The 23,660-nt window shown below is 70.5% G+C and carries 24 protein-coding genes and 2 pseudogenes; 13 read left to right on the forward strand and 13 right to left on the reverse strand.

All coding sequences use genetic code 11. The features are described from left to right. Nucleotides 1-750, reverse strand: coding sequence for an aminoacyl-tRNA hydrolase (locus J7F03_RS34415; protein ID WP_214956518.1), 750 nt, complete (start codon nucleotides 748-750; stop codon nucleotides 1-3). A 103-nt stretch (nucleotides 751-853) separates the two neighbouring features. Here J7F03_RS34415 and J7F03_RS34420 point away from each other — a divergent pair, with 103 nt between their 5' ends. Then, nucleotides 854-1,045, forward strand: a complete 192-nt coding sequence (locus J7F03_RS34420) for a hypothetical protein (RefSeq protein WP_214956520.1) — start codon at nucleotides 854-856, stop codon at nucleotides 1,043-1,045. Between the two features lie 55 nt (nucleotides 1,046-1,100). On the opposite strand, the gene J7F03_RS34425 is transcribed toward J7F03_RS34420, so the two are convergent. Further along, nucleotides 1,101-2,048 (reverse strand): polysaccharide deacetylase family protein, encoded by a 948-nt coding sequence (locus tag J7F03_RS34425; protein WP_308380081.1) that lies wholly within the window; start codon nucleotides 2,046-2,048, stop codon nucleotides 1,101-1,103. 17 nt (nucleotides 2,049-2,065) lie between these two features. Further along, nucleotides 2,066-2,638 (reverse strand): annotated as a pseudogene (locus J7F03_RS34430) (PPK2 family polyphosphate kinase); the annotation flags it as partial. A 73-nt stretch (nucleotides 2,639-2,711) separates the two neighbouring features. Here J7F03_RS34430 and J7F03_RS34435 point away from each other — a divergent pair. Both J7F03_RS34435 and J7F03_RS34440 read left to right on the forward strand, forming a co-directional pair. Further along, nucleotides 2,712-3,284, forward strand: coding sequence for an IS607 family transposase (locus tag J7F03_RS34435; RefSeq protein WP_214956522.1), 573 nt, complete (start codon nucleotides 2,712-2,714; stop codon nucleotides 3,282-3,284). Then, a complete protein-coding gene (locus J7F03_RS34440; RefSeq protein ID WP_214956524.1) occupies nucleotides 3,277-4,893 on the forward strand; it encodes an IS200/IS605 family accessory protein TnpB-related protein in 1,617 nt (538 codons plus the stop codon). Before J7F03_RS34435 ends, J7F03_RS34440 begins: the two co-directional genes overlap by 8 nt. Before the next feature lie 197 nt (nucleotides 4,894-5,090). Here the strand turns inward: J7F03_RS34440 and J7F03_RS34445 are convergent, their stop codons facing one another. From J7F03_RS34445 to J7F03_RS34460, 4 genes are all read right to left on the reverse strand, one after another. Then, nucleotides 5,091-5,273, reverse strand: a complete 183-nt coding sequence (locus J7F03_RS34445) for an NUDIX hydrolase (protein WP_308380082.1) — start codon at nucleotides 5,271-5,273, stop codon at nucleotides 5,091-5,093. Next, on the reverse strand, nucleotides 5,237-6,556 hold the full coding sequence (locus J7F03_RS34450; RefSeq protein ID WP_214956526.1) for a UDP-glucose/GDP-mannose dehydrogenase family protein: 1,320 nt from the start codon (nucleotides 6,554-6,556) through the stop codon (nucleotides 5,237-5,239). The genes J7F03_RS34445 and J7F03_RS34450 overlap by 37 nt, the downstream gene beginning before the upstream one ends. An 82-nt stretch (nucleotides 6,557-6,638) precedes the next feature. Then, nucleotides 6,639-7,883 carry a hypothetical protein gene (locus J7F03_RS34455; protein ID WP_214956527.1) on the reverse strand — a complete coding sequence of 415 codons (1,245 nt, stop codon included), beginning with the start codon at nucleotides 7,881-7,883 and terminating at the stop codon, nucleotides 6,639-6,641. A 61-nt stretch (nucleotides 7,884-7,944) separates the two neighbouring features. Beyond that, nucleotides 7,945-9,243, reverse strand: coding sequence for an aminotransferase class III-fold pyridoxal phosphate-dependent enzyme (locus J7F03_RS34460; RefSeq protein WP_214956528.1), 1,299 nt, complete (start codon nucleotides 9,241-9,243; stop codon nucleotides 7,945-7,947). 243 nt (nucleotides 9,244-9,486) lie between these two features. Between J7F03_RS34460 and J7F03_RS42155 the strand changes: the two are divergent. Together J7F03_RS42155 and J7F03_RS34465 are read left to right on the forward strand one after the other, a co-directional pair. Then, a pseudogene (locus J7F03_RS42155) lies at nucleotides 9,487-9,666 on the forward strand (helix-turn-helix domain-containing protein); the annotation flags it as partial. A 135-nt stretch (nucleotides 9,667-9,801) separates the two neighbouring features. Beyond that, complete coding sequence (locus tag J7F03_RS34465; protein ID WP_251072950.1) at nucleotides 9,802-10,827, forward strand: XRE family transcriptional regulator; 1,026 nt, start codon at nucleotides 9,802-9,804, stop codon at nucleotides 10,825-10,827. Between the two features lie 110 nt (nucleotides 10,828-10,937). Here the strand turns inward: J7F03_RS34465 and J7F03_RS34470 are convergent, their stop codons facing one another. From J7F03_RS34470 to zapE, 5 genes are all read right to left on the reverse strand, one after another. Next, complete coding sequence (locus tag J7F03_RS34470) at nucleotides 10,938-11,363, reverse strand: hypothetical protein (protein ID WP_214956531.1); 426 nt, start codon at nucleotides 11,361-11,363, stop codon at nucleotides 10,938-10,940. Nucleotides 11,364-11,779: 416 nt separating this feature from the next. Beyond that, nucleotides 11,780-11,917, reverse strand: a complete 138-nt coding sequence (locus tag J7F03_RS42820; protein WP_374104431.1) for a hypothetical protein — start codon at nucleotides 11,915-11,917, stop codon at nucleotides 11,780-11,782. Between the two features lie 216 nt (nucleotides 11,918-12,133). Beyond that, nucleotides 12,134-13,519: an alkaline phosphatase PhoX gene (locus tag J7F03_RS34480; protein WP_214956533.1), complete on the reverse strand. Its 1,386-nt coding sequence runs from the start codon at nucleotides 13,517-13,519 to the stop codon at nucleotides 12,134-12,136. A gap of 238 nt (nucleotides 13,520-13,757) precedes the next feature. Further along, nucleotides 13,758-14,186 carry an OsmC family peroxiredoxin gene (locus J7F03_RS34485; protein WP_214956535.1) on the reverse strand — a complete coding sequence of 143 codons (429 nt, stop codon included), beginning with the start codon at nucleotides 14,184-14,186 and terminating at the stop codon, nucleotides 13,758-13,760. Between the two features lie 61 nt (nucleotides 14,187-14,247). Beyond that, complete coding sequence (gene zapE / locus J7F03_RS34490) at nucleotides 14,248-15,309, reverse strand: cell division protein ZapE (protein WP_374104434.1); 1,062 nt, start codon at nucleotides 15,307-15,309, stop codon at nucleotides 14,248-14,250. An 84-nt stretch (nucleotides 15,310-15,393) separates the two neighbouring features. On the opposite strand from zapE, the gene J7F03_RS34495 reads away from it, so the two are divergent. The 4 genes from J7F03_RS34495 to msrB all read left to right on the forward strand — a co-directional run bounded on the left by J7F03_RS34495 (nucleotide 15,394) and on the right by msrB (nucleotide 18,692). Then, on the forward strand, nucleotides 15,394-16,167 hold the full coding sequence (locus tag J7F03_RS34495) for a pyrimidine reductase family protein (RefSeq protein WP_214956540.1): 774 nt from the start codon (nucleotides 15,394-15,396) through the stop codon (nucleotides 16,165-16,167). A 147-nt stretch (nucleotides 16,168-16,314) separates the two neighbouring features. Continuing rightward, the gene (locus tag J7F03_RS34500; protein WP_214956542.1) at nucleotides 16,315-16,782 is read left to right on the forward strand and encodes an indole-3-glycerol phosphate synthase; all 468 of its coding nucleotides are present in this window, start codon (nucleotides 16,315-16,317) and stop codon (nucleotides 16,780-16,782) included. A 77-nt stretch (nucleotides 16,783-16,859) separates the two neighbouring features. Beyond that, complete coding sequence (murC, locus tag J7F03_RS34505) at nucleotides 16,860-18,254, forward strand: UDP-N-acetylmuramate--L-alanine ligase (protein ID WP_214956544.1); 1,395 nt, start codon at nucleotides 16,860-16,862, stop codon at nucleotides 18,252-18,254. A gap of 24 nt (nucleotides 18,255-18,278) precedes the next feature. Next, nucleotides 18,279-18,692, forward strand: coding sequence for a peptide-methionine (R)-S-oxide reductase MsrB (gene msrB / locus J7F03_RS34510; RefSeq protein ID WP_214956545.1), 414 nt, complete (start codon nucleotides 18,279-18,281; stop codon nucleotides 18,690-18,692). 82 nt (nucleotides 18,693-18,774) lie between these two features. On the opposite strand, the gene J7F03_RS34515 is transcribed toward msrB, so the two are convergent. Further along, nucleotides 18,775-19,587 (reverse strand): phosphorothioated DNA-binding restriction endonuclease, encoded by an 813-nt coding sequence (locus J7F03_RS34515; RefSeq protein WP_374104432.1) that lies wholly within the window; start codon nucleotides 19,585-19,587, stop codon nucleotides 18,775-18,777. Between the two features lie 449 nt (nucleotides 19,588-20,036). Here J7F03_RS34515 and J7F03_RS34520 point away from each other — a divergent pair, with 449 nt between their 5' ends. The 4 genes from J7F03_RS34520 to J7F03_RS34535 are packed head-to-tail and all read left to right on the forward strand — an operon-like array spanning nucleotide 20,037 to nucleotide 23,650. Beyond that, complete coding sequence (locus J7F03_RS34520; protein WP_308380083.1) at nucleotides 20,037-22,283, forward strand: sensor histidine kinase; 2,247 nt, start codon at nucleotides 20,037-20,039, stop codon at nucleotides 22,281-22,283. After that, nucleotides 22,280-22,702, forward strand: coding sequence for a roadblock/LC7 domain-containing protein (locus J7F03_RS34525; protein ID WP_214956548.1), 423 nt, complete (start codon nucleotides 22,280-22,282; stop codon nucleotides 22,700-22,702). Before J7F03_RS34520 ends, J7F03_RS34525 begins: the two co-directional genes overlap by 4 nt. Next, the gene (locus J7F03_RS34530; RefSeq protein ID WP_214956549.1) at nucleotides 22,702-23,070 is read left to right on the forward strand and encodes a DUF742 domain-containing protein; all 369 of its coding nucleotides are present in this window, start codon (nucleotides 22,702-22,704) and stop codon (nucleotides 23,068-23,070) included. The genes J7F03_RS34525 and J7F03_RS34530 overlap by 1 nt, the downstream gene beginning before the upstream one ends. Continuing rightward, on the forward strand, nucleotides 23,057-23,650 hold the full coding sequence (locus J7F03_RS34535; RefSeq protein ID WP_251072919.1) for an ATP/GTP-binding protein: 594 nt from the start codon (nucleotides 23,057-23,059) through the stop codon (nucleotides 23,648-23,650). Before J7F03_RS34530 ends, J7F03_RS34535 begins: the two co-directional genes overlap by 14 nt. Nucleotides 23,651-23,660 lie beyond the last annotated feature (10 nt).

The raw sequence follows: 23,660 nt of genomic DNA on the forward strand, positions 1-23,660 counted from the left end.
CTACAGCCGCGCCCGCAGCGCGGGATGGTCCGCGACCACGGTGCACGAACCCGGCGCGATCTCCGTGAACCCCGCGTCCCGTACCACCGGCAGCCCGCTCCCGGACAGCTCCGTCCACCGCTCGCGCGGGGCCGTCCGTACGGCCAGCCGGAAGCCGGAGTCGCGCCACGCGGCACGCTCCGCGCCGGTCAGCTCCCACCAGGCCAGCTGCGCCGCGTGCCCGGCCTGGGCCATGGCCTTGCCCGCTGACATGTCCAGGTCCGGGTTGAGCCACAGCACCGGCAGTCCGGCCTCGGCCGGAGCGACCGGCCGCGGGTCGTCCAGGTCGGTGCCCGAGACCTGGAGCTTGGCCAGCTCCTTGGGCCAGCCGTCGAGCGGGACCGGCGGGAAGACCCGTACCTCCGACACGTCACCGTGCACCGTGACACCCGGCAGCGTCCCGGCCTTGCGCCACTCCGCCCCGCGCGCCCGGCGGACCACCTTGCGGATCCGAGCGTCCTGCCAGTCCCGTACGGCCCCGGCCCACTCGCCCTCGCCGGCCGACCGCTCGTCCGTCAGCAGCACCAGCACCGCGCGGGCCGCCGTCTCCAGGGCGTCCGTCCGGGCCGGCGGCTCGGCCTTCTCGATCCGCACCACCAGCGGCAGCACGAACTGCGGCGCCTCGTCGCGGGCGATCCGCTCCGGCCGGAAGGGGCTGTCCGCCCCGACGGCGGGTACGGGGGTGTGCGCTTGCGTGTCCTCGGTGCTCATCCGGCCGATTCTGCCAGCCCGCGCCGTCAGGGCGACGGGTGGAGGGCCCCGGCCGACGGGGACCCCGGGCCTGCGGCGGCGGGGGCTGAGTACGCTCGTACCCATGGACCCGATCGAGCAGGACACCTCCTACTGCCCCGCCCCCGCGGCCCCCGCCGGGCGGGTGGCCGGGCCGCCGTACGCCGACTGCGTGCAGTGCGGCAAGCCCACCGAGTACGGGGTCGCGACACCGGGCGTCGTGCTGTGCCCGGTGTGCGAATGGCAGGAAGCGCAGCGCACGGCCTGCTCGGGCTGAGCCCGCGTCACGGGCCGCCCGCCGCCGTACCTTGCGCCGCGCGCCGTCGCCCGTGCTACTTCCCGATGAGCTCGGACACCTTGACGAACCGGTAGCCGCGCTTGCGCAGCTCCGGGACGATCTTCCGGATGGCCTCCTCGGTGACCGGGGCGGCGCTGCGCGTGCAGTGCATGACCACGACCGACCCCGGCTTCACCCCGGCCAGCACCTGCTCGGCCACCGCGTCGGGATCCTTCGCGAAGGCGTCCCCGCTGACCACGTCCCACTGGACGGCCGTGACCTTGGCCGTGGAGATCGCCCGCAGCGCCTGGTCGTCGTAGCAGCCGCCGGGGAAGCGGAAGTACGGGACGGTGTTGACGGCCCCCGCCTTGCGGAAGGCCTCGAAGGCCCGGTCCACGTCGGCGCGGGCGGCGGCCTCGTCGAGCGCGGGGAGCCCGTAGCAGGGGGACTTGAAGGCGTGGTGGCTGTACGAGTGGTTCGCGATCTCGAAGTTCGGATCGGTGCCGATGGACTTCGCCTGGTCTGGGTACTGCTCGGCCCAGCGGCCCGTCATGAAGACCGTCGAGGGTACCTTGAGCGTGCGCAGCGTGGAGATCAGCTGCGGGTTGTCGAAGTGCTCCCCGTCCGCCGCGCGCGGCCCCTGGTCGGAGGTCATGTCGGCGTCGAAGGTCAGCGCCACGGTCTTGTCGGTCCGCTGTTTCGCCCGGTCGAAGACGGGGGTCAGGCCGTTCGGGCCGGGCGCGATCGTCGGGGCCCTGCCGGGAGCGCCGGGCTGAGGGGTGGCGGGCTGCGGGGTGGCGGAGGCGCCGGGGGTTCCGGAGGGGCCCGCCGCGTCCGGGGAGCCGCTCTGTCCGGTCGCCGGCGCGGACGTGGAGGCCGAGGCTCCCATACGCGCCCGGCCGCCGGCGTCCGGCGTACCGGTGCCGCCCCCGCAGGCGGTGAGGGCGGCACTGAGAGCTGCCAGGGCCGCGACGGCGGCCGTTCTTCGCAGTGAGATGGTCACATGGGCAAAATATATGACTATGTGGCAAGTAGGCGTGCGCGGCACTCCTGGACGTCGAAGTCGGCCTCGGGGTACTGCGGCGCGATGCCTTCCAAGTGCTCCAGCAGCAGTTTGCTGATCGCCCAGTTGCGGTACCACTTGCGGTCCGAGGGGACGACGTACCAGGGCGCGGCGTCCGAGGAGCAGCGCTCCAGGGCCAGCTCGTAGGCCTGCTGGTACGCGGGCCACGCGGCGCGCTCGTCGATGTCGCCCGCGTTGAACTTCCAGTGCTTGTCCGGGTTGTCGAGCCGCTCCAGGAGCCGCTTGCGCTGCTCCTCGTAGCTGATGTGGAGGAAGACCTTCAGCACGCTCACGCCGTCGTCGGCGAGGGACTTCTCGAACCGGTTGATCTGCGCGTAGCGGCGGCCCAGCTGACTGCGCGGCACCAGCTCGCGGACGCGGGCGATGAGGACGTCCTCGTAGTGCGAACGGTCGAAGATGCCGATCTCGCCCGGCTGGGGGAGCGCCTTCATGATGCGCCAGAGGAAGGGGTGGTTCTGCTCCTCGGGCGTGGGCTCCTTGAAGGCCTTGATCCGGCAGCCGGAGGGGTTGGGAGCTGTTGCTGTTTTGGTTCACTCTTGTGAGTGATAGTGCGTTTTGGTGGGTGTCGTTACGGTTGTGTCCATGAACCTCAAGGAGTGGGCGAAGGCGCAGGGTGTGCATCCGCAGACCGCGTATCGCTGGTTCCGTGAGGGGGTGTTGCCGGTACCGGCTCAGAGGGTCGGTCCGCGCACGATCCTGGTGAACCTGGAGGCCAACACCACGCTGGAAATCGTGGGTGGTCTCGGGCTGTACGCCCGTGTCTCCTCCCACGATCAGAAGGCGGATCTGGAACGCCAGGTCGCACGCTTGTCGTCGTGGGCCGCGAAGGCCGGGCACCGGGTGGTACGGGTGGAGGCCGAGACCGGTTCCGGCATGAACGGCTCCAGACCGAAGGCCCGCCGCCTACTGGCCGATCCGGACGTGACCACCGTAGTGGAGCACAAGGACCGGCTCGGCCGCATGAACATGGAACTGGTTGAAGCGGCTCTGTCCTCTTGTGGCCGCCGCCTCGTCGTGCTGGATGACGGTGAAGTCGAAGACGACCTCGTGCGGGACATGGTGGAGGTTCTGACATCATTCTGCGCCCGCCTGTACGGGCGTCGCAGCGCGAAGGGCCGCGCAAGGAAGGCACTGGAGGCGGCCGGGAGTGGCTGACTCCAAAAAGAAGCTCCGCGCGATCGATGACCCGTTTGTTGCCCTTGGCCCGTCGGGGGTGGCGATACGCGACCGTATCCGCGTGTCGGCGGCAGACGAGAAGGTTCTCCGGCTGGTCGGCGACCATATGGGTTCGCTGGCCGCGCTGGACCTGAAAACTCGCTGCTCGCAGGGGTTTGCGCATTCCACCGATACGTGGGCGGAGCGTAAGCGTGAACTCACACCGCAGTCGTCGTCGCGGTATGCGGGCGCGGCGACAAAGGCCACGCATGACCAGTGGGCTTTGGCCCGCCGCTGCCAGCTCGCCTTCATTCAAAACCTGGAAGCCGGTATCGAGGCGATCTCGCACCGCTTGTCGTTACCGATCAGGGAGAAAAGCAGCAAACGTTCCCTGGGCGGCTACCAGTCGAAAAGTGAGTGGTTCCAGAAAACCCGTCGCCTCCACGTGCTGGAGGAACGGCTGGATGCGGTGCGCGCGGACCGGGAAGCGGGCCGCGTGCGGGTGGTACGTGGAGGGAAGCGCCTGCTCAAGGCCCGCCACAACCTTGCCGCCGCCGGGCTGAGCGAGGCTGAGTGGCGCCGGCGGTGGGAGGCGGAGCGCCGCTTCCTCCAGGCCGACGGGGAATCAGGCAAGCGGTTCGGCAACGAAACCATCCGCATCGCTCCCGACGGTGAGATCAGCATCAAACTCCCGGCACCGCTCGCCCATTTGGCGAACGCCGGCCACGGCCGGTACGTGCTCTCTGGAAAGGTGGCGTTCAAACACCGGGGCGGCCAGTGGCGGGACCGGATCGACGCGAACATGGCTGTGGCCTACCGCATCCATGAAGACGCGGTGCGTGGGCGCTGGTATGTGACCGCCTCCTGGCAGATCCCGCCGGTCCGGACCCTGCCCCTGGAAACGGCACTGGCCCACGGCGTGATCGGCGTTGATACCAACAACGATCACCTGGCGGCCTGGCTGCTGGATGTCCACGGAAACCCGAAGGGCGAGCCTCGCCGTTTCTGCTTCGACACGTCCGGCAGCGCGGACCATCGTGACGCGCAGATCCGCCACGCTCTGACCCGCCTGCTGAATTGGGCCAGGCAGGCCGGCGTCAAGGCCATTGCCATCGAAGACCTCGACTTCACGCCGGAGAAGACCCGTGAGAAGCACGGGCGCAGGAAGACGTTCCGCAATCTGATCTCCCGCTTCCCGACCGCGAAACTCCGCGCACGCCTCATTTCCATGGCAACCGAGCACGGCCTGGCGATCGTCGCGGTCGATCCCGCCTATACCTCCGTGTGGGGCGCGCAGCACTGGCGCAAGCCCATGCGGACGTCCCGCCGCAAGACCACCCGACACGATGCCGCAAGCATCGCGATCGGACGACGCGCCCTCGGGCACCCCATCCGGCGACGGACGGCACCGCCCCGTGACGACCAGAGTGATCGTCACGGGCATCGGACCGTCCAGGCCGCACGAGGCACCCGAGGGCGTGAGGAAACCCGCCCATCCGCCACGGACCGGCCCCCTGGAGAGCCGTCACCGAACGGGAAGAGAAAGCGGGAGACCAGCGCGCCCACAACCGTTCGGGGCGCGCCAGTGCAACTCATGTTCACTGCTTAGGAACGGTTGAACAGGCCGATCACGTGCTTGACCGTGCCGCCCTTGCCGGCCGGTATCCGGGCATGAGACATGTCCACGCAGATCCTGTCTCAGAAATCACGCTCCAGCGGACCGATGCGCCGAGGTTGGAAGAACCGCCGCGTGTCTCACTCGGAGACACGCGGCGAAGGCCGGTCTAGCTCACACGGCCAAGAACCTCAATGAAGTGCCGTTTCGCGGCTCTCATCAGACGGTTCGACGCCGCCGCCAGGAAGGACCCAGTACACGGGGATGCCGGGCCGGTTCCGGCGGATGGCCAGCATCGTGTTGTTCTCGGTGAGCAGGACGGCTCGGACGCGCTCTTTCATTTCCCGGGCCGTCCGAGCTGGTGGACGGTCCATCCCGCTGCACGCCAGGTCTCGGCGTTGAGGGTGGTCCGGCAGTCGATGAGCAGGGGGTTCGCGGGGTGGTCTACGAGGGCCCCGGGGTTGGCCTGCTGGTACGCGGGCCATTCGGTGGCCAGGACGACGAGGTCGGCGCCATTGAGGGAGGCGGGCAGGTCGTCGGTGTAGTCGAGTTCGGGATTGCGAATCATGGCTGTGGCCACGGCCTGCGGGTCGTGAACGGTGATGGTTGCGCCGGCCTGCTGGAGAGCGTGGGCCAGGGCGAGGGCCGGGCTTTCCCTAACGTCGTTGGTGCCGGGCTTGAAAGATGCGCCCCATACGGTGGCCCGGACTCCCTTGATGGGGCGCCCCAGGGCGCGGGCGATCAGGCCCATGGCCACATCGGTTCGGGACTCGTTGACCTCCTCGGCGGCGCGTAGGAGAGCGGCGGCCCGGCTGGCGCCGAGCTGCTGTGCGGAGGCGGTGAATGCACGGATGTCCTTGGGCAGGCAGCCGCCGCCGTAGCCGATGCCGGGCTGCATGCCTCCGCTTCCGATCCGCGGATCGATACCGAGAATCTCCACGATCTTCGAGATGTCTCCGCCGGCAGCCTCGCACATGTCGGCAACCGCGTTGATGTAGCTGATCTTCAGCCCGAGGAAGCTGTTCGCGGCGCCCTTGGCGAGTTCGGCGGTGGGCGGGTCGGTGACGAAGATCGGGACACCGGCGTCCAGGATGGGCGCGTAGACGGCTCGGATTGCCTTCTCGCCCTCGGCGGTGGTGACGCCGGCGATGATGCGGTCTGGTCGGAGAGTGTCCTCCACCGCGTGCCCCTCGCGGAGGAACTCCGGATTCCACACCACTTCCACTGAGGTGCCGGCCGGGGCCAGCCTTTGGGCGAGCGCGGTGACCTGGACGGTCGTTCCGACGGTCACAGTCGACTTCCCGACGATCGTGCACGGCCGGTCCAGCAGCGGGGCGAGTTGGCGGACAGCGCCGAAGACCTGCGCTGTGTCGTAGGAGCGGCCGTCAGCGTCGATGGGAGTGCCGACGCCGATGAAGTGCAGCTCAGCGAACGCAGCGGCCTCGTGGATGTCGGTGGTGAACCGCAGACGGCCGCTCGTGGTGTGCCGGTCGAGCAGCTCCGGAAGGCCCCTCTCGTAGATGGGGCACTGGCCGGAGTTCAGGCTGTCTACCTTGGCCTGATCGACGTCCACACCGATGACCTCGTGGCCCAGTTCGGCCATCGCTGCCGCGTGCGGAATGCCGAGGTGCCCGCAGCCGATTACTGAAATGCGCATTCCTTGACTCTCACTCTGGGAGGGGCCCGTGTACGGGGCCGGGGAACAAGCCTCAGAGGCTAGCGCTCCCCGGCCCCGTAGTTCAGGCGTTGTCGCGGCTGAGGTTCAGCAGCCGCTCCAGGTCGCTGATCGCGTCGGCTGCCGTCTGCCGTACGACGACGTCACCGGTCTGCGGGGCCTCCAGCGGGTACTCGAACCAGCTTCCGTCGGGACGGGGGAATCCCTCCGGGTCGACGTGGAAGACCTGGAGGCCGGCCGCGCGGGCCCGCTTGGCGACCCACCGCCGGTCGGCGTGCAGCCCGATGACGACCAAGGCCTTGGCGTCGGGGTGGAAGGTGACCGGCGGGATCCGCTGGTCGTAGCGGCGCATGAACTCCTCCTCGAAGCCGGCGCGGGCTCCCAACCCGTCGAAGTTGTTCGTGATGAACGGGCCGACCATGTGCCCGGCCTCCTCCATGCGCTTGAGCGCGTGGAGGGCCGGGGTGACCTCGGCGTTGAAGCAGGCCCGGTACATGTCCGACAGCTCGCCGACCTTGTCCTCCGTGTTGAGGAACATCTCCGCGAGCAGCGGGTCCTGTCCCGGGGCGAGGACGAACGTGAAGCCCTTGCCGAGCAGCTCGTCCTCGATCAGGTTGACGTGGTAGATCTCGTGGAGCCGGTGGAGCGGCGGGATTCCGGCCTCGTAGGAGACGCCGCAGCCGACTTCGACCTGGAACGGCAGGAAGTCCGTGAGCTGTGCCAGGTTCTCGGCGTAGACGGGCTTCCCGGGGGTGTCCTTGACCCGGACACCGTGGGTCAGAACCTCCCACGGCCGGCGGCGGATCGTCCTCGGGGGGAAGGTGTTGACGGAGGTGAACGTGGTGTCGATGACCTCGTAGTCCTCCGGAAGCCGGCGGCCTGCCCGAAGATCCTCCGGGTGCTCCTCCATGCGGATCATGTGGACGCGCAGGTCACCCAGCTCGAACCGGCCCGGACCGGCCTTCTTCCAGCCGCCCTCGGTCAGCATGGCGTGGTTCTGCTCCCACGCCGCCTCGATCTCGGCCTTCGGAGCGGCAACCGAGTGGTACAGGTACATCTGCTGCATGGCCAGAGACGGCGCCGCGGTGGTGTCCACCAGCCCGTACTGGTGCCAGTAGTGAACGACGCGGCGGCGCGCGTCGCCCTCGCCCGTCCAGCCGGAGTTGGAGGCGGTCTCCTCCTGCTGGGTGCGCCGCCAGATGCCTTCTTCCTCGAAGCGGGGCCGGTCCGCGGTCACCCCGTAGAAGTCGTGCCACTTGCGGAGCTGGTCCTCATCGAGCTGGTCGATGACCGTGACGGGAAACTGCATGTCGTGTCCTCGATCTCTGAGTCGAAACGGTCCGTCCCCTTGGAGGGGGGCGGCGGGTGGGCTAGCTGAGGGAGGCCACCGCGTTGGTGAGAGCGGCGGTCAGGAAGTCGATGTCATCGCTGCTGGAGTTCAGCGGGGGCGCGACGACCAGGCCCTCGCTGCGCGGGTCGCCGGCTCCGGTGAACGGGTAGAAGAAGACGCCGCGCCGCTCGCACTCCTCCATCAGGGGCCAGAGCAGGCCAGGAGCGACCTCCACCCCGTACAGGTGGCCGACACCCCGGACGTCCCGCACCGTCGTCCAGCCGGTCAGGGACCGAAGAGACTCCCTGAGTTGCTCTCCGCGGTTCGCGAAGGCACCGGAGTCCATGGATTCCAGCTCATCCAGGACCCCGAGGCAGGCCGCCGCCATGAGGGGGTGGGTGGCCATGGTGCCCATCGCGGGCAGCGGGTCCACGTCCTTGTGCCGCAGCAGCGGCGCGATTTCCGGCGACACCAGCACCGCTCCCACACCGGCGTAGCCGGCGCCCAGGCCCTTGGACAGGATGACCAGGTCGGGCTCACACCCGTCCCAGTGATGACTCGCCAGAGGCAGGCCGGTGCGCCACAGCCCAGTCAAGACCTCGTCGTGGATGACCAGGACGTCCCGCTCCCGGCAGATTTCCGAGACGCGCCGCAGGTAACCGCCCGGGGGCACGAAGCCGCCGCCGGTGGTTCCGTTGATGGGCTCGATCAGGACCGCGGCGACGTTCTCCGCGCCCCTGCTGTCGATCGCCTGCGCCACCTCGCTGGCACACGAGGCATCGCACCCGTGCCCTTCGTGGGCGTGGCCGTGCGTCGGGGGGTAGGGCGCCGGGAAGGCGGGGCCGAGGCCGCATCGGTCTTCCGGACGAGGGTTGCGGAGCTGGTTGCCCGCGACCCCGAGGGTGAACATGGAGTTTCCGTGGTAGCTCAGATTGGACGTCAGGATGTCCCCGAGCCGCCTATCGCCACGCGCCCGTGCGATGTTCCGGGCCAGTCCTACCGCTACCTCCACGCCGAGCGTTCCGCACGTGGTCAGGGCGACGGAGTCCTCCGGGCGGCCCACGGCGCGGCACAGGCGGTCCATCAGCTCCATCTGGATGTGAGGCTGGACGACAGCGGAGCCACCGAACGAGTAGCGGTGGAACTGCTGCTCGATTCGGTCGAACACCTTCCTGCTGGACTGGCCCACGTTCACGCAGAGGAGCCCGCTCGATCCGTCGAAGATCCGGGTGCCGTCAGCACGGTGCAGCCAGGGGCCGCTTGATCCCACGACCTCGAAGTCCGGCAAGGGCCTGGATGACGTCAGCAGCCGCTCGCGACTGGGCAGGTACCGATCCATGGAGAGAGTCCCTTCTCAGGTGTGCTCACTGGTGGATGGGGATGACGTGCTGGTCCGTTCGGGGGTGATTCCGGGGCCGGCCGTTGGGCTGTGCCCCGGTGCTCACATGGGACTGCATCGGGCACCGGCGTCGATAGGCCGTTTCCCCCGGCTGCAAAGGCCCTTGCATGAGGTGCAAAAGGAGGTGCACGCTGCCGGGACCCGTATAGGGCACGCCCGACAACGACCGATCAGGAGCCGGATATGACGACCGATGCCGGGAACGTGGTACGCCGGGCCCGGAACGAACACGGGATGACGTTGGCCCAGTTAGGCAAACGAACTGGATACTCGGCCGCCACGGTGTCCCGGTACGAGCGGGGAGTCTCCCCGCTGACGGACATCGACGTACTGTGGCGATTCGCGACGGCGCTCGACATCGCACCGGCCGACCTGGGACTCTCCCCCAGGCCCCCCGCCGGACCACGCCCCGGCCTGTCCGGAGAGGCTGGCCCCTGGCCTCGCCTGCCCGTCCACCGGGCAAGCCGAGGGCCAGAGGGAGGAGAAGAGGAAGAGCAGATGAAACGGAGGAACCTACTGGCGGCGGGCCTGGCGATGACGGCCGCCGCCGCCACCGGCATCCCCCTACCGGCCGGCGCAGATGAGGATCAGACCCCGATCGAAACCGTGCTGGTGGGTCGGCTCAGGGACGCCATGCTCGGAATCGGCACTCCAATAGATCTGGCCCAGGTCCCGCCGGAAGCAGAACTCGATAAGGCGCTGGCCGCCTTCCACGCCTGCGACTACACCGCCCTCTCGACCCGACTGCCGAACGCGATTCGAGCCGGCCACGCCCAAGATCCGGGGGCGGAACAGAATCTCGCCAGGGCCTACATCCTGGCCACCCGGATGCTCGTCAAGCTTGACGAGCAACAACTCGGATGGATGGCCGCCGACAGAGCCAAGCAGTATGCCGAGGCCCACGGCGACGTCATGCAGTCCACCGAGGCCGCCCGGCAACTCGCCGTCCTCGCCCGCCGCGCCGGCTGGGCACGTGAAGCCATGACCCTGGCCCTCACCGCCGCCGACGACCCTCGCCTACGGGCCCTCGGGTCCGACGGAGCGGCACAGCGCGGCCTGCTGGTGCAATCCGCCGCCTATACCGCCGCCCGTGGCGGTGACGCCCAGGGTATGCGCGACCTCACCGACGAGGCCACCGCCATCGCCACCACCCTCCGCGGCACAACCCGCCTGCGCCACCATGGCGGAGGATTCAGCCCCGCCACCGTCAAATTGCACCTGATCTCCGCCGAGAACTCCACCGGAGACCCCAGCCTCGCCCTCACCGCCGCCCGAGCCCTTTCCCCCCAGGAACTCCCCACCGCGGAGCGCCGGGCCCGCTACTACACCGACGTCGCCACCGCCTACGCCGCGTGGGGGCGCCGCGACGAATGCGTGCGCGCCCTACTGGCCGCCGAGCGTGTCGCCCCGCAGGAAACCCATGCCCGACCTGCGGTGAAGTCGATGATCCAGGGCCTTCTCGTATCCGGCCGCACGACAGGGGAACTACGCGGGCTCGCTGCACGATCGGGGCTCAGGGACTGAACGTGGCTCACCGGTCTCTGTTCCTTCCTGCGCAAATGCAGACTGACCCGCGATCTGCGAAGGGCTCCCTGCGGCGTCGATGCAGGGAGCCCGGTACATGAGCCTGATCGCTAACGCGGGGCCCCGTCCAACTGCCGACGCCACTCGTCCCGTACACGGGTGGCGTTGGCCTCGGCAATGGAGCCCACCCGATCCGCGGTCTGGGCCACGATCTCGCCCATCGTCCTCATCTCGCTCCGGAACCCGAAGACCTCGTGCTGAACCCGTTTCTGCCCCGCGAAATACTCGTCAAAGCCCCGCGCGATCACCGCGACTTGAGTCCTCCAGAGCCGGTTGGCCTCGTCCATGGATGCCTCCAGCCGCTGCCGCTCCTCCTGGCATCGCCGGGCCCGGATCTCGTGTCGCATCCGGACGGCTGCGCGGTACCCATGCCATTCGTCGTCAGCCGCGCGGGGATCGGGAATCCGGAGGTGTTCCTCGTACGTCTCGTAGGCCACCACGTCGATCGCGTCCGCATCCTCGCCCAAATGTCTCACATGACCGATTATTGATGTAAGTGGCGTATGTCCGAAGATGCCACGTCACAAGCAGCCGGCCAGCGTCACGAACCGTCCGCGTCCGCGCCCTCCGCAAGCGCTCATCACCGCACGGGGGCATCGAAGTCGGTTCGGCGCCACTCGTCCCGCACCCGGTTGGCATTGGTCTCGGCGATAGAGCTGAGGCGGTCCGACATCGTCGCGATCATGCCCCCCATCAGGCGCACTCGCGCCGAAGCCCGATGACCTCCCGATCCTGAGCTCGAACTCTGCCTTCACGTGCGGGTAGGCCTGCGTTGCCCGGGGGACGCTGGACAGGACGCACAGGCTCTTGATGTCACACTTCAAGCCCAGCAACGCCTGAAGGACGCCATGGACGGGTCAAGGGTCAACGTGGTCAAGAAGTTGAGACACGGCTAAGAAGCAAGGCTTTCGCTGGTGTGCATGCCCTGGAGTACGAGCAGGACGCGGCGGCGGTCGCCGGCGGTGCTGGCGGCGTAGAGCCGCTCCTGGAGGGAGGCGAGCCGTTCGGCCATCTGGGCCGTGGCCGCCATGCCGGCCGCCTTGTCGGCGGGACCGGCCGGGGCCGCGCCGGGGTGGAAGGCCCCGAGGTCGACGCGCTCGCCGGGGGCGACGCGGAGCAGGGGACCCAGTGGGGTGTCGTGACCCCGGCCGGGGTCCGCGGCCTCGCGGGCGCCGCCCTGGACTTCGCCGCCGCCTTCTTGTTGTCCTTCTTGGTCACCGCTGCTACCTCGATCCGTCGATTCCGGTCAGTGCCACGGGCCCGTCACGGCGAAGGTGGTTCCGGGCGTGTAGGCGTTGACGTACATCGTGCGGGCGTCCGGTGAGAAGGTGACGCCCGCGAACTCCCCCCACTCCGGCGCCCCGGGCTTGCCGACGTCGTCGGCGTTGCGGGCCATCGGGTAGACCTCGCCGCCGGGGGTCACCCCCAAGACGTACTGCGCGCCGCCGCCGTCCTCGCACACCATCAGGCCGCCGTCCGGCGCGAGGCAGATGTTGTCGGGGGAGTCGCCGGGCAGCCGGACGTCGGCGGCCGGGCCGAACACCACGTCCAGCCGGAGCCGGGCGCGCAGCGGGTCGTAGAACCAGACCTGGCCGTTGTGGTCGGCGGGGGAGCCCTCGCGGGTGCGGGAGTAGCTGGAGACGAAGTACACCCCGCCGCCGCCCCCGTAGCAGCCCTCCAGCTTCTGCGCGTGGGTGATCCCGCCGGGCCCGAAGTCCTGGAGCCGGATCGGGGTTCCGGACGCCGACGGGTCCGGTACGGGCACCCATTCCACCGGGAACCGGGCCCCGGGCTCGTCCACCACGGCCAGGTTCGTCAGTCCCGGTACGCGCAGGGCCTCCAGGGTGCCGCCCGCGCGCAGGGAGCCGAGGCCGCCGAGCGGGCGGTCGGGCAGGAACCGGTAGAAGAGGCCGAAGGGTTCGACGAAGGCGTCCTCGGTCTCGTAGACCACCCCGAGGTACGGGTCGACGGCGACGGCCTCGTGCGCGAAGCGGCCCATCGCGGTGAGCGGGACCGCGCCGGAGCGGCGGGGGTCGGCGGGGTCGACTTCGAAGACGTAGCCGTGGTCGCGGGCGTAGCCGGCGGTGCCCGCCCGGTCCTCGGTCTCCTCGCAGGACAGCCACGTGTTCCAGGGGGTGCGGCCGCCCGCGCAGTTGACGGCGGTACCGGCGAGGGCGACGCGTTCGCCGGTGACCCGGCCCGCCGGGTCGAGGTCGAGGAGGGTGCAGCCGCCGAGGGCGTACGGGTCGTAGGTGAGCCCGTCGACGGGCGGTACGCGCAGGGCCGCGGTGGTCCGGTTCTCGTGGTTGCGGACCAGCCGGACGCGGCCCTGTCCGGCGCCGAAGGCGGCCATGCCGTCACAGTTGCCCGGGACCGTGCCCTCACCGGAGCGCAGCGGGTCGCCGGCGCGTGAGAGCACCCGGTACGTGAACCCGGCCGGCAGGTCGAGCAGCCCGGCGGGGTCGGCCACGAGCGGACCGTAGCCCCGCGCGGCGGCGGGTGCCGCCGCGCCCGCCCTGGTACCCGCCCCGGTGCCCGGTCCGGCCCCGGCGAAGAGCGCGCCGAGTGCTCCGGTGAAGGCGACGGAGCCGGCGGCGAGCAGGCTGCGCCTGCTGAGGGGGATCGGCGGCATCGGCAACTCCCGGCGGTGGTGCAGGACGTACGACCGAGCCGTGGTACCACGCGGGCCCGGCCGGCCCGGGCCGCCGCACCGCCGCGTGCCCCCTGACGGGCGTACGCTCCCACCGCCGGGCGGAGTTGCTCCCCGCGCGACCGTGTCCGACCGCGCCTCGGTGCCGGCCCCGACCCGGCAGGGGCCGGCGCAGCCGGTCCCTGCCGGGGTCGGGTGTCCGGCCGGGAACCGGCAGGAGTCAGGCCAGCTTCGCGCTGAGCGTGATCGTCGTGCCCGTCAGGGCCTGGCTGACCGGGCAGTTCTGCTTGGCGTCCTCGGCGGCGGCGGCGAACGCGTCGCCGTCCAGGCCCGGCACGTCGCCCTCGACGGTGAGGTGGATCCCGGTGATGCCCTTGCCCGGCACGAAGGTGACGGCGGCCGAGGTGGTGAGCTTGGCCGGCGGGTTGCCCGCCTTCGCGAGGATGTTCGAGAAGGCCATGTTGTAGCAGCTGGAGTGCGCGGCGGCGATGAGCTCCTCCGGGCTGGTCCGCCCGTTCGCCTCCTCGTCGGTCCGGGCGGGCCAGGAGACGGGGTAGCTGCCGAGGCCGGACGAGTCGAGCGTGACGACGCCCTTGCCTTCGAACAGGTCGCCTTCCCAGACGGCGTGTGCGTTGCGTGTGGCAGCCATGGTGGATCCCTTCGCGGAAGTGGAAACGGCCGGCCCGTGGAACGGACCGACGCGTCCAAACCTACTGGGACACCAGGGGCTTCGCGTCGCGTGCCAGCGCGGTGAGCCGCGAGATGGCCCGGAAGTACTTCTTGCGGTAGCCGCCGTTCAGCATCTCTTCGCTGAAGAGCTTGTCGAAGGGGACGCCGGACGCCAGCACCGGTATCTCGCGGTCGTACAAACGGTCCGCGAGGACGACCAGCCGCAGCGCGGTCGACTGGTCGGGGACCGGGCCGACGTCGGTGAGGCAGACGGCCGCTATGCCGTCGGTCAGGGCCCCGTAGCGGCTGGGGTGGACCCGGGCGAGGTGCTCGAGGAGGCCGGGGAAGTCGTCCAGGCTGGCGCCGTCGGTCGCGTAGGCGGCCTTCGCCACCTGCTCGTCCGAGAAGGGCGACGGGGCCTCGGGCAGGCCGCGGTGGCGGTAGTCCTGGCCGTCGATGCGCAGCGGCCGGAAGTGCGCGGAGAGGCCCTGGATCTCCCGCAGGAAGTCGGCGGAGGCGAAGCGGCCCTCGCCGAGCTTGCCGGGCAGGGTGTTGGAGGTGGCGGCCAGGGCCACGCCCTGCTCGACCAGGCGGCGCAGGAGGGAGGACACCAGCACGGTGTCGCCCGGGTCGTCGAGCTCGAACTCGTCGATGCACAGCAGGCGGTGTCCGCCCAGGGTCTGCACGGTCTGCTGGAAGCCGAGCGCGCCGACGAGGTTGGTCAGCTCCACGAAGGTGCCGAAGGCCTTGAGCGCGGGCTCGGCCGGGGTGGCGTGCCAGAGAGAGGCGAGCAGGTGGGTCTTGCCGACGCCGTATCCGCCGTCGAGGTAGACCCCGCGCGGGGCGGCGGGGGCTGTGCCCTTCGGGGTCCTAGCGAACCACCGGCGCCTGCCGGCGCCGGTGGCGTGGGCGCCGCCGAGGCCGGCGGCGAAGCCGGCGAGGACCTTGACGGCCTCGGACTGGCTCGGCTGGGCGGGGTCCGGGTCGTAGGTGTCGAAGCGCACCGAGTCGAAACGCGGGGGCGGCACCATCTCGGCCACGAGCCGTTCGGCGGGCACCCGCGGCTCGCGGGCGCAGAGGGCCTGCGGGCCCAGGTCGGCTATCGGGGGCCGCCCGGAGGCTGACGCTGACGGCGAGAGTGATGTTGACACAGCTCTTAACTCTACGGGGCGTGGCACACTGCACCGATGCGACGCCTGTTCCCTGTGACCGATCAGACATCAGCAGACCAGACCGACCGGGAGTGGTCGCTGGACGAGCTCGCCGAGGCGTACGCGTACCCCTCACTCGGCCCCGACGGCCACTGGCTGCGGGCCAACATGGTGTCCACCCTGGACGGTGCGGGCCAGCACGACGGGCGCTCGCAGCCCATCTCCGGCGAGACCGACATGCGGATCTTCGGCACCCTGCGGGCGCTGGCCGATGTGGTGGTCGTCGGCGCGGAAACGGTTCGCCAGGAGGGCTACCGCCCCGCGCGGGCCCGGGAGGCCTTCGCGGCCCGCCGCAGCGCCGCCGGGCAGGGCCCCGCCGCCGTCATCGCGGTGGTCACGGCGAGCCTGGACCTGGACTTCGCGGCTCCCCTGTTCACCTCACCGCTGGTGGCGACCCTGGTGCTCACCGGGGCCGCCGCCCCCGCGGACCGGGTGGCCGAGGCCGCCAAGGCCGGCGCCGAGGTCGTGGTGGCCGGCGAGGGGGCGGGCGTGGACCCGGCCCGCGCCGTACGGGAGCTCGCGGACCGGGGGCTGCGCCGCCAGCTCACCGAGGGCGGACCCCGGCTGCTGGGTCAGTTCGTGGCCGCCGACGCGCTGGACGAGCTGTGCCTGACGATCTCGCCGATGCTCACGGCGGGTGACGCCCAGCGGATCTCCGGCGGGCCTTCCGTCGCTGTTCCGCACCGCCTGGCGCCGGCCTGCCTGCTGGAAGAGGCCGGGTTTCTCTTCACGCGTTACCGTCGGATCTGAAGCAGGGCGGAATATATCGTTCCGCTTAGCTTCCGCTGGGCACATAACTGGGCAGGATGTCTCGGCAGGGCCCCGTGCGAGAGCGGGGCAGGATGGTTTCCGCAGGGGCCGGCCAGCCGGCCTCGGCCCACGAAGGAGAGGGCGTCCGTGTTCACGAGCGTATTGATGATCGAGCAGCCGCTGACCCCCGTCGACGTGGACTTCGTCACTACCCTCCACGGCGACGAGCCGGTCTCCTTCGTCGTCCTCATGCAACCCCGCGGCGACCGGGACCGGCTGCTGCGCGCCATCGACGACGTAGCGCTCGGTGAACTTCCCGAGGCCATCCGCGAGGGCGACGAACCGGAGGGCGAAGCCGCCCGGGGCCCCGCCGAACAGGCGCTCGAACACTCCCTGGCGTCCCTGCGCGCCAAGGGCGCCAAGGCCGTCGGACAGATCATCGAGGACCACCCCCTCGACAAGCTCAAGGCGGTGGTGGACGAGACCGGCGCCGACGAGGTGATCGTGCTGACCGCCCCGCACTACGTCGAGGAGTTCTTCCACCGGGACTGGGCCTCCCGGGCGCGCCACAAGGTCGGCGTTCCGGTGCTCAAGCTCTTCGCCCACAAGGAATAGGGTGGAGTCCGCTGAACCCCCGTGCCGAGCGGCCGGGCCCCAGCGGACCGCACGCCCTCGATCCTGGAGCTACCTGAATGAAGCCCGGCCTGCCGACCGCCATGGAACGGCCCCACTTCATCGGCATCGGCGGCGCCGGTATGTCCGGCATCGCGAAGATCCTCGCGCAGCGCGGCGCGCAGGTGGCCGGCAGCGACGCCCGTGACTCCGAGACCGCCCAGGCGCTGCGCGCCCACGGCGCCACGGTCCACATCGGGCACGCCGCCGGCCACCTCGCCGACGACGCCACCTGCGTGGTCGTCTCCAGCGCCATCCGCGCCGACAACCCCGAGCTGGCCCGCGCCGCCGAGCTCGGCATCCCGGTCGTGCACCGCTCCGACGCCCTGGCCGGCCTGATGGACGGCCTGCGGCCGATCGCCGTCGCCGGCACCCACGGCAAGACCACCACCACCTCGATGCTGGCCGTCTCCCTCTCGGCGCTGGGCCTGGACCCGTCGTACGCCATCGGCGGCGACCTGGACGCCCCCGGCTCCAACGCCCACCACGGCGAGGGCGACATCTTCGTCGCCGAGGCGGACGAGAGCGACCGCAGCTTCCACAAGTACACGCCGCAGGTCGCGATCATCCTCAACGCCGAGCTCGACCACCACGCGAACTACGCGTCGATGGAAGAGATCTACGAGTCCTTCGAGACCTTCGTCGGCAAGATCCCCGACGGCGGCACCCTGGTCATCGCCCACGGCCAGGCCGGCGCCGCCGAGATCGCCGGCCGGGTCCGCGGCAACGACGGGCTGAAGGTGGTCACGTACGGCGAGGAGCCCGAAGCCGACGTCCGGATCACGAAGATCACCCCGCGCGGGCTGACCAGCGAGGTCACGGTCGTCATCGACGGCCGGATGCTCACCTTCACCGTCTCGGTGCCCGGCCGCCACTACGCGCACAACGCCGTCGCGGCCCTCGCCGCCGGTGTCGCGCTCGGCATCCCGGCGCACAACCTGGCTTCCGCCCTCGGCAAGTACACCGGGGTCAAGCGCCGCCTCCAGCTCAAGGGCGAGGCGTCCGGCGTCCAGGTCATCGACTCCTACGCGCACCACCCGACGGAGATGACCGCCGACCTGGAGGCCATCCGCGGGGCCGCCGGGGACTCCCGCATCCTGGTCGTCTTCCAGCCGCACCTCTTCTCCCGCACCCAGGAGCTCGGCAAGGAGATGGGCCGGGCCCTCGCCCTCGCCGACGCCTCCGTGGTCCTCGACATCTACCCCGCCCGCGAGGACCCGGTCCCCGGGGTCACCAGCGAGATCATCATCGACGCCGCGCGGGCGGCCGGCGCCGACATCACGCCCGAGCACGACAAGGGCGCCGTCGCCGACGTCATCGCGGGAATGGCCAAGCCCGGCGATCTCGTTCTCACCATGGGCGCGGGCGACGTCACGGACCTGGGGCCCCAGATCCTCGCCCGCCTGTCCAGCTGACGGTTCTCAGGGAGCGCAAGAGTCATGTCGTACGAGGTAGAGAAGACGGACGAGCAGTGGCAGGCGGAGCTGACCCCGTCCGAGTACCAGGTGCTGCGCCTCGCCGGCACCGAGCCCGCCTTCCGCGGTGAGTACACGGACACCAAGACGGAGGGCGTCTACTCCTGTCGCGGCTGCGGCAGCGAACTGTTCCGCTCCACGGAGAAGTTCGAGTCGCACTGCGGCTGGCCGTCCTTCTACGACCCGAAGGACTCCGACGCGGTCGAGCTGAAGTCCGACATCGCGCACGGCATGGTCCGCACCGAGGTGCTCTGCGCGAAGTGCGGCTCCCACCTGGGCCACGTCTTCGAGGGCGAGGGCTACCCGACCCCCACGGACCAGCGGTACTGCATCAACTCGATCTCTCTGCGGCTGACCCCGGACTCCGACGAGGGCTGACCGGCGCGGCCGCCGTAGACGACAGCGCCCCCCGAGAGGCCTTGAGCCCCGGCCACCGATGGTCTCCGGGGCTCTCGTGCCGCTAAGCGACTTGTGAGCCTGGGCGTTTGAAGACCTGGTGGCCGTGCCAGAGGACGAACTTCGGGTCGATGGTGGGGCGGCCGGGCCTGGGTGTTGCCACCGGGCGGCCGTGGAGGGAGCACAGGGCCAGCCCGTTGTTCACCTCGTCCGGGCCGTCCTGGCTGTGCCAGCGCACGTGGGCGGCCTCCAGACCTACGGGATTCCTGCCCAGCGCCCCGTCGAACCCGCAGAAGGCACAGGCGTACGCGTACGCCTGGAGCGCTTCCTCCGCGAAGCCGGCCCGCCGTGCGCGCCGCTGCCGCTGAGCCGGCCCGTACGCCGCCTCGTCGAGCGCTGTCAGGTCCAGCCCGACTGCGTCGCGCACCGGCGTCTCCAGCATGGCGGTGAAGTGCTGCTCCAGCAGGAGCCGGGCCACACCCGCCAGCGTGCCCGAGTCGGCGAGCAGCGCCTCCACTTCGGGGCGCAGCCGCCCGTTGGCGCCGCGAGCTCGCAGCCAGCTGCCTCGCTCCGGGGCGTCCAGGCCGATGGCCTGGCCGGCGCTGTCGCGTGGGTCCCACAGCGCGCGTTCCAGGTGTACGAAGGGCATCGCGGCGCGCTCGCGCGCCCGGGTGCGGCTCGTCACGGCAGGGCCGAAGTCGTTGATCAGTCGGCTGACGGGCTCTTCTGCTTCGTCGTATGCGATCGCGGTGCTGCCCGAGGCGGCGAAGCGACCCAGGAGCCAGAGCACCAGCAGAGGCTTGTGCGGGGCGCGCCGCCCCGCTATCTGTGCCCGGCGCAGCCCGGACAGCGTACTCATCAGTTCATCTCGGATCACGGGATCCGTACACTCCGGTGGCATCGGTCGCGGCAAGGCCACTGAAGGCCCAGTCCTTGGGGCACAACGAGGCGAGCCTATGAGACTTCCGTTTACGGCTTCTCCGGCGAGCGATGCCGAGTCGACGGAATGGTGAGGGCACCACCTCACCCTGCCACCGCGCACGGGTGACCTCCACCGGTAGACCGGAGGTCACCCCACGAGGCGCGGTCTTCCCGCCTTGGTGTCGAGGACGTCGCGGTTGGGTTCCGATCAGGTCTCTCGCCTGCGGTGATCCGCAGCCGATAGCACGCTTTGGTCGCGGAAGACACCTATCCACTTCCTCGGTGTGGCTGGTTATGATCGGCACCCCCAGCCGTCCCCCCGCCGTCCCCCGCTCCCGAGGTCCGATGTCTCCGATAGAACCCGTAGGCGTACGAGGGCAGTCGACGACCCGTCGGCGGCGCACCGTGCGCCTTCGCACCCTGCTCATCTGGCTGGCAGTGCTCCCCACCGTGGCGATGGGCACTCAAGTGACGGTGACCGCCGGGCGGTTGCTGGCGAAGTCGGAACACCTGCGGGCCGATGTCGCGGCCGCCGAGCGGATCGGCGCACCGCTCTACACGCTCATGGTCGACATGCAGGCCGAGCGGACGTCGACCGCCGCGCTGTGGGCGGGCACCGCCGGGGCCGAGGACGAGCTGCGGAACCGGCGGGAGGCCACGGACCGGGCCGCGGCCGAGTTCCGTCGGCTGGCCGGCGATTCGGGTGCGTCCTTCGGGGAAGTGAACCGGCGGCTCGACGGCCTGGCCGCGTACCGCCAGCGCGCGGATGCCCGCACCGGCGGCGCCGACGGCACGCTTGCCTACTACACCGGGGTGATCGGCGCGGTCATCCAGGCGTACCAGCAGGAGTTCAGCCACGCGGAGGACGCCGAACTCGTCCAGGAGAGCCGGCCCGTGGTGTCCATGCTCTCGGCCACCGAGATGGTGGCGCGTGAGGACTCGCTCCTGGCCTTGGCCGGGCCGTCCAGGGAACTGAACGCCGCCGGCTTCGACCAGTTCATGAGTGCCGTGGGAGCCCACAGGTACCTGTACGAGACATGGGTCGTGCCCTATCTGTCCGAGGGGGACCGGCGGTTCTACGAGCGGATCGTCGCCTCCCCGGACTGGCAGAGGAAGATCCGTATCGAGAACGCGGTCGTCACCGAGCACACGGACGTCGCATCCGGCATCAAGCTGCCCGCCGAGGTCGGGGGCTGGCGGTCCGCGCACGTGAACTTCTCGGTGCAGATGGCCACGCTCAACGTCGACCGGGCGCGGAGCGTGCTCACGCGCGGCGAGGCCAAGGCCGCGGAGCTGGAGACCGAGGTCGCGTGGCTGATCGGGGGGAGCGGTGGCGGGCTGCTGGTCGTCGTGGTCGTCGTCGTGTTCACCACGCGATCGGTGCTCCGCCGTCTGCACGACCTGCACGAACGCACGGTGACCGTCGCCGAGGAAACCCTCCCCGACGTCGTCGCCCGGCTCCAGCGCGGGCAGTCCGTCGACGCCGAGGTCCTGCCGATGGTGCGCGGAGACCGGGACGAGGTCGGACGCATCAGCGACGCGTTCGCCCGGGCCGTCGCCGTATCCGTCGACGGGCACCGGCAGCTCGCGGCCGAGCGTCACGGGTTCGGTCTGTTCGCCACGGGCATCGCCTCGCGCACCGGAAACCTGGTCAGCCGCCAGCTGAGCCTCACCGAGGACCTCCAGGACACCTTCGGCCACGACGAAGCGCTGCTCGCCCAGTTGATGCGGGCCGACCAATTGACGGTGGGCATGCGGCGGCAGATCGAGAACCTCCTCATCCTGGCGGGCGGCGAGGTCCCCGACCCGCACACCGAGCCCATGCGTGTCGCCGACCTGCTGCGCGAAGCCGCCGCGGAGGTCGAGGACTTCCGGCGCATCGAGCGGCAGGCCCTGGACGAGACCAGCGTGGAACCGCGCGTGGTCAGCCAGATCAGCCACCTGCTCGCGGAGCTGCTGGACAACGCCACCCGGTTCTCCCCGCCGCGGTCGAAGGTGGTCATCCGCGCCGAAATGGTCGCGGACGGGCTGTCGGTGGAGATCGAGGACCGTGGGCCGCGGGTGACCCCGGAGCGGTACGAGGAGATGAACGGGCGCCTGCACCAGGCCCCGCCCTACTCCGTCCTGGCGCAAAACGCGCACAGGCTCGGGCTCTTCGTGGTCGGTCACCTCGCCGACCAGCTCCAGGCGACGGTCACCCTGCGCCGTTCGGTGTACGGAGGGACCTCCGCCGTGGTGATCCTCCCCAGGGAACTGCTGGTGGCGGCCGAAGGAGAAGCACCGCGCGAGCCCGCGCGCGAGCCCGCGCCCGCGGCGCCGTCCGCCGCCGCCCCGGCGCCGCGCCTTCCCGAGGAGCGCAAGCACGAGCTGGTCCTGCACACGGGCGCCGGGCTGCCGAGCCGCCGTACGACGGTGCCTGCGCCTGCGCCCGGGGCCGCGGTCCGGCCGGCCCCGGCGGACGGCCCCACGAGGCCGGCCCTCCCCGAGCGCGTCCCGCAGACCCATATCGCCGAGCAGCTACGCGCGCCCAGCGCGCCGGAAACAGCCGTCCGGCAGGACACAGCGACTCCCGAAGAGGTGGCCGACGCCTGGGCGGACTACGAACACGGGACCCAGACAGTGGAAGAAGAGCTCCGACGGGATCAGCCATGACTACCTCCTCATCGAACACCGCGACATCCAACGACATGATCTACAGCGTCCTGGACAACAACCTGAGCAGGATCGCCGGCATCCAGGGAGCGGTGCTCCTGTCCAACGACGGCATCAAGCTCAGCGCTTACCTGCTGGACCAGCCCCAGGCCGAGCGCATGGCGGCCGCGGCCTCCGGCATCGCGGCCACGATGAAGGCGATATCCCGGGAGGTCGACGGCGGTCGCGTCATTCGCCAGTTGGTCGAGATGGACGACAGGTACCTCTGCATCGTCGGGTGCGGTGAGGGCAGCACGCTCATCGTGGTGACCTCTCGCAAGGCGCGGCTCGGGGAGTTGGGCGGCGAGGCCGTACGGACCGCCCAGGCGCTCGGCGAGTGGCTGAGCACCCCGGAGCGCGCCCAGGTGCCGACCGCGTAATGCCGGAGGACGAGTCCCAGCCCGCAAGGCGCCGCCGGACGCGGCTATACGCCCTGACCGACGGACGTACAGCCGTTCCGCACACCGTCCTCACCATGGACACCACGATCACGGCGGCGGTGGCCGAGGACGCCCACGCCGGTCTACCCACCGAGTGGCAGGAGATCCTCGCCATGTGCACGGCGCCGGGCGGTCGGGCGGTCGCCGAGATAGCGGCGCGGATGCACATCCGCCTCACCCCGATGACGCTGCTCCTCGGCGAACTCGCCGACCGCGGGCTGATCCACCACCGGCCGCCCCTGGCGGGCGCCGAGACCACCAACGTCCACCTGCTCATGAGAATCAGGGACAATCTTGCCCGGATATGACACGCCCGCCCCTCAGGAATCGGCCCCGGTCAAGATCCTCATCGCCGGTGGATTCGGAGTCGGCAAGACGACCTTGGTGGAGACGATCTCCGAGATCGAGCCGCTGCGTACGGAGGAGCGGCTGACGGCCGCGGGTGTCGGCGTCGACGACCTCGACGGCATCGAGTCCAAGACGGTCACCACCGTGGCGATGGACTTCGGCCGGATCACCCTCACCGACGCCGGAGTCGTCCTCTACCTGTTCGGCACACCGGGCCAGGAACGTTTCTGGTTCATGTGGGACGACCTGCTGGCCGGGGCACTCGGGGCGATCGTGCTGGTCGACACGCGACGCCTCGACCGCAGCTTCCCGGCCGTCGACTTCTTCGAGAGCCGCGGAGTGCCGTTCGTGGTCGGCGCGAACTGCTTCCACGGCGAGCAGCCGTATACCGGGGAGGAGATCGCAGCGGCCCTGCACCTGCGCGATCCGAACACCCCCGTGCTCATGCTCGACGCCCGCTCCCGCCAGGACGTCCGCGCCTGCCTGCTCTCGCTCCTCGACCAGCTCATCGCCAACGCGGGGGCCGCGGCGACCGTCTGAAGCGGTCGAG

Source organism: Streptomyces sp. ISL-43 (assembly GCF_018614195.1).
Taxonomy (GTDB): domain Bacteria; phylum Actinomycetota; class Actinomycetes; order Streptomycetales; family Streptomycetaceae; genus Streptomyces.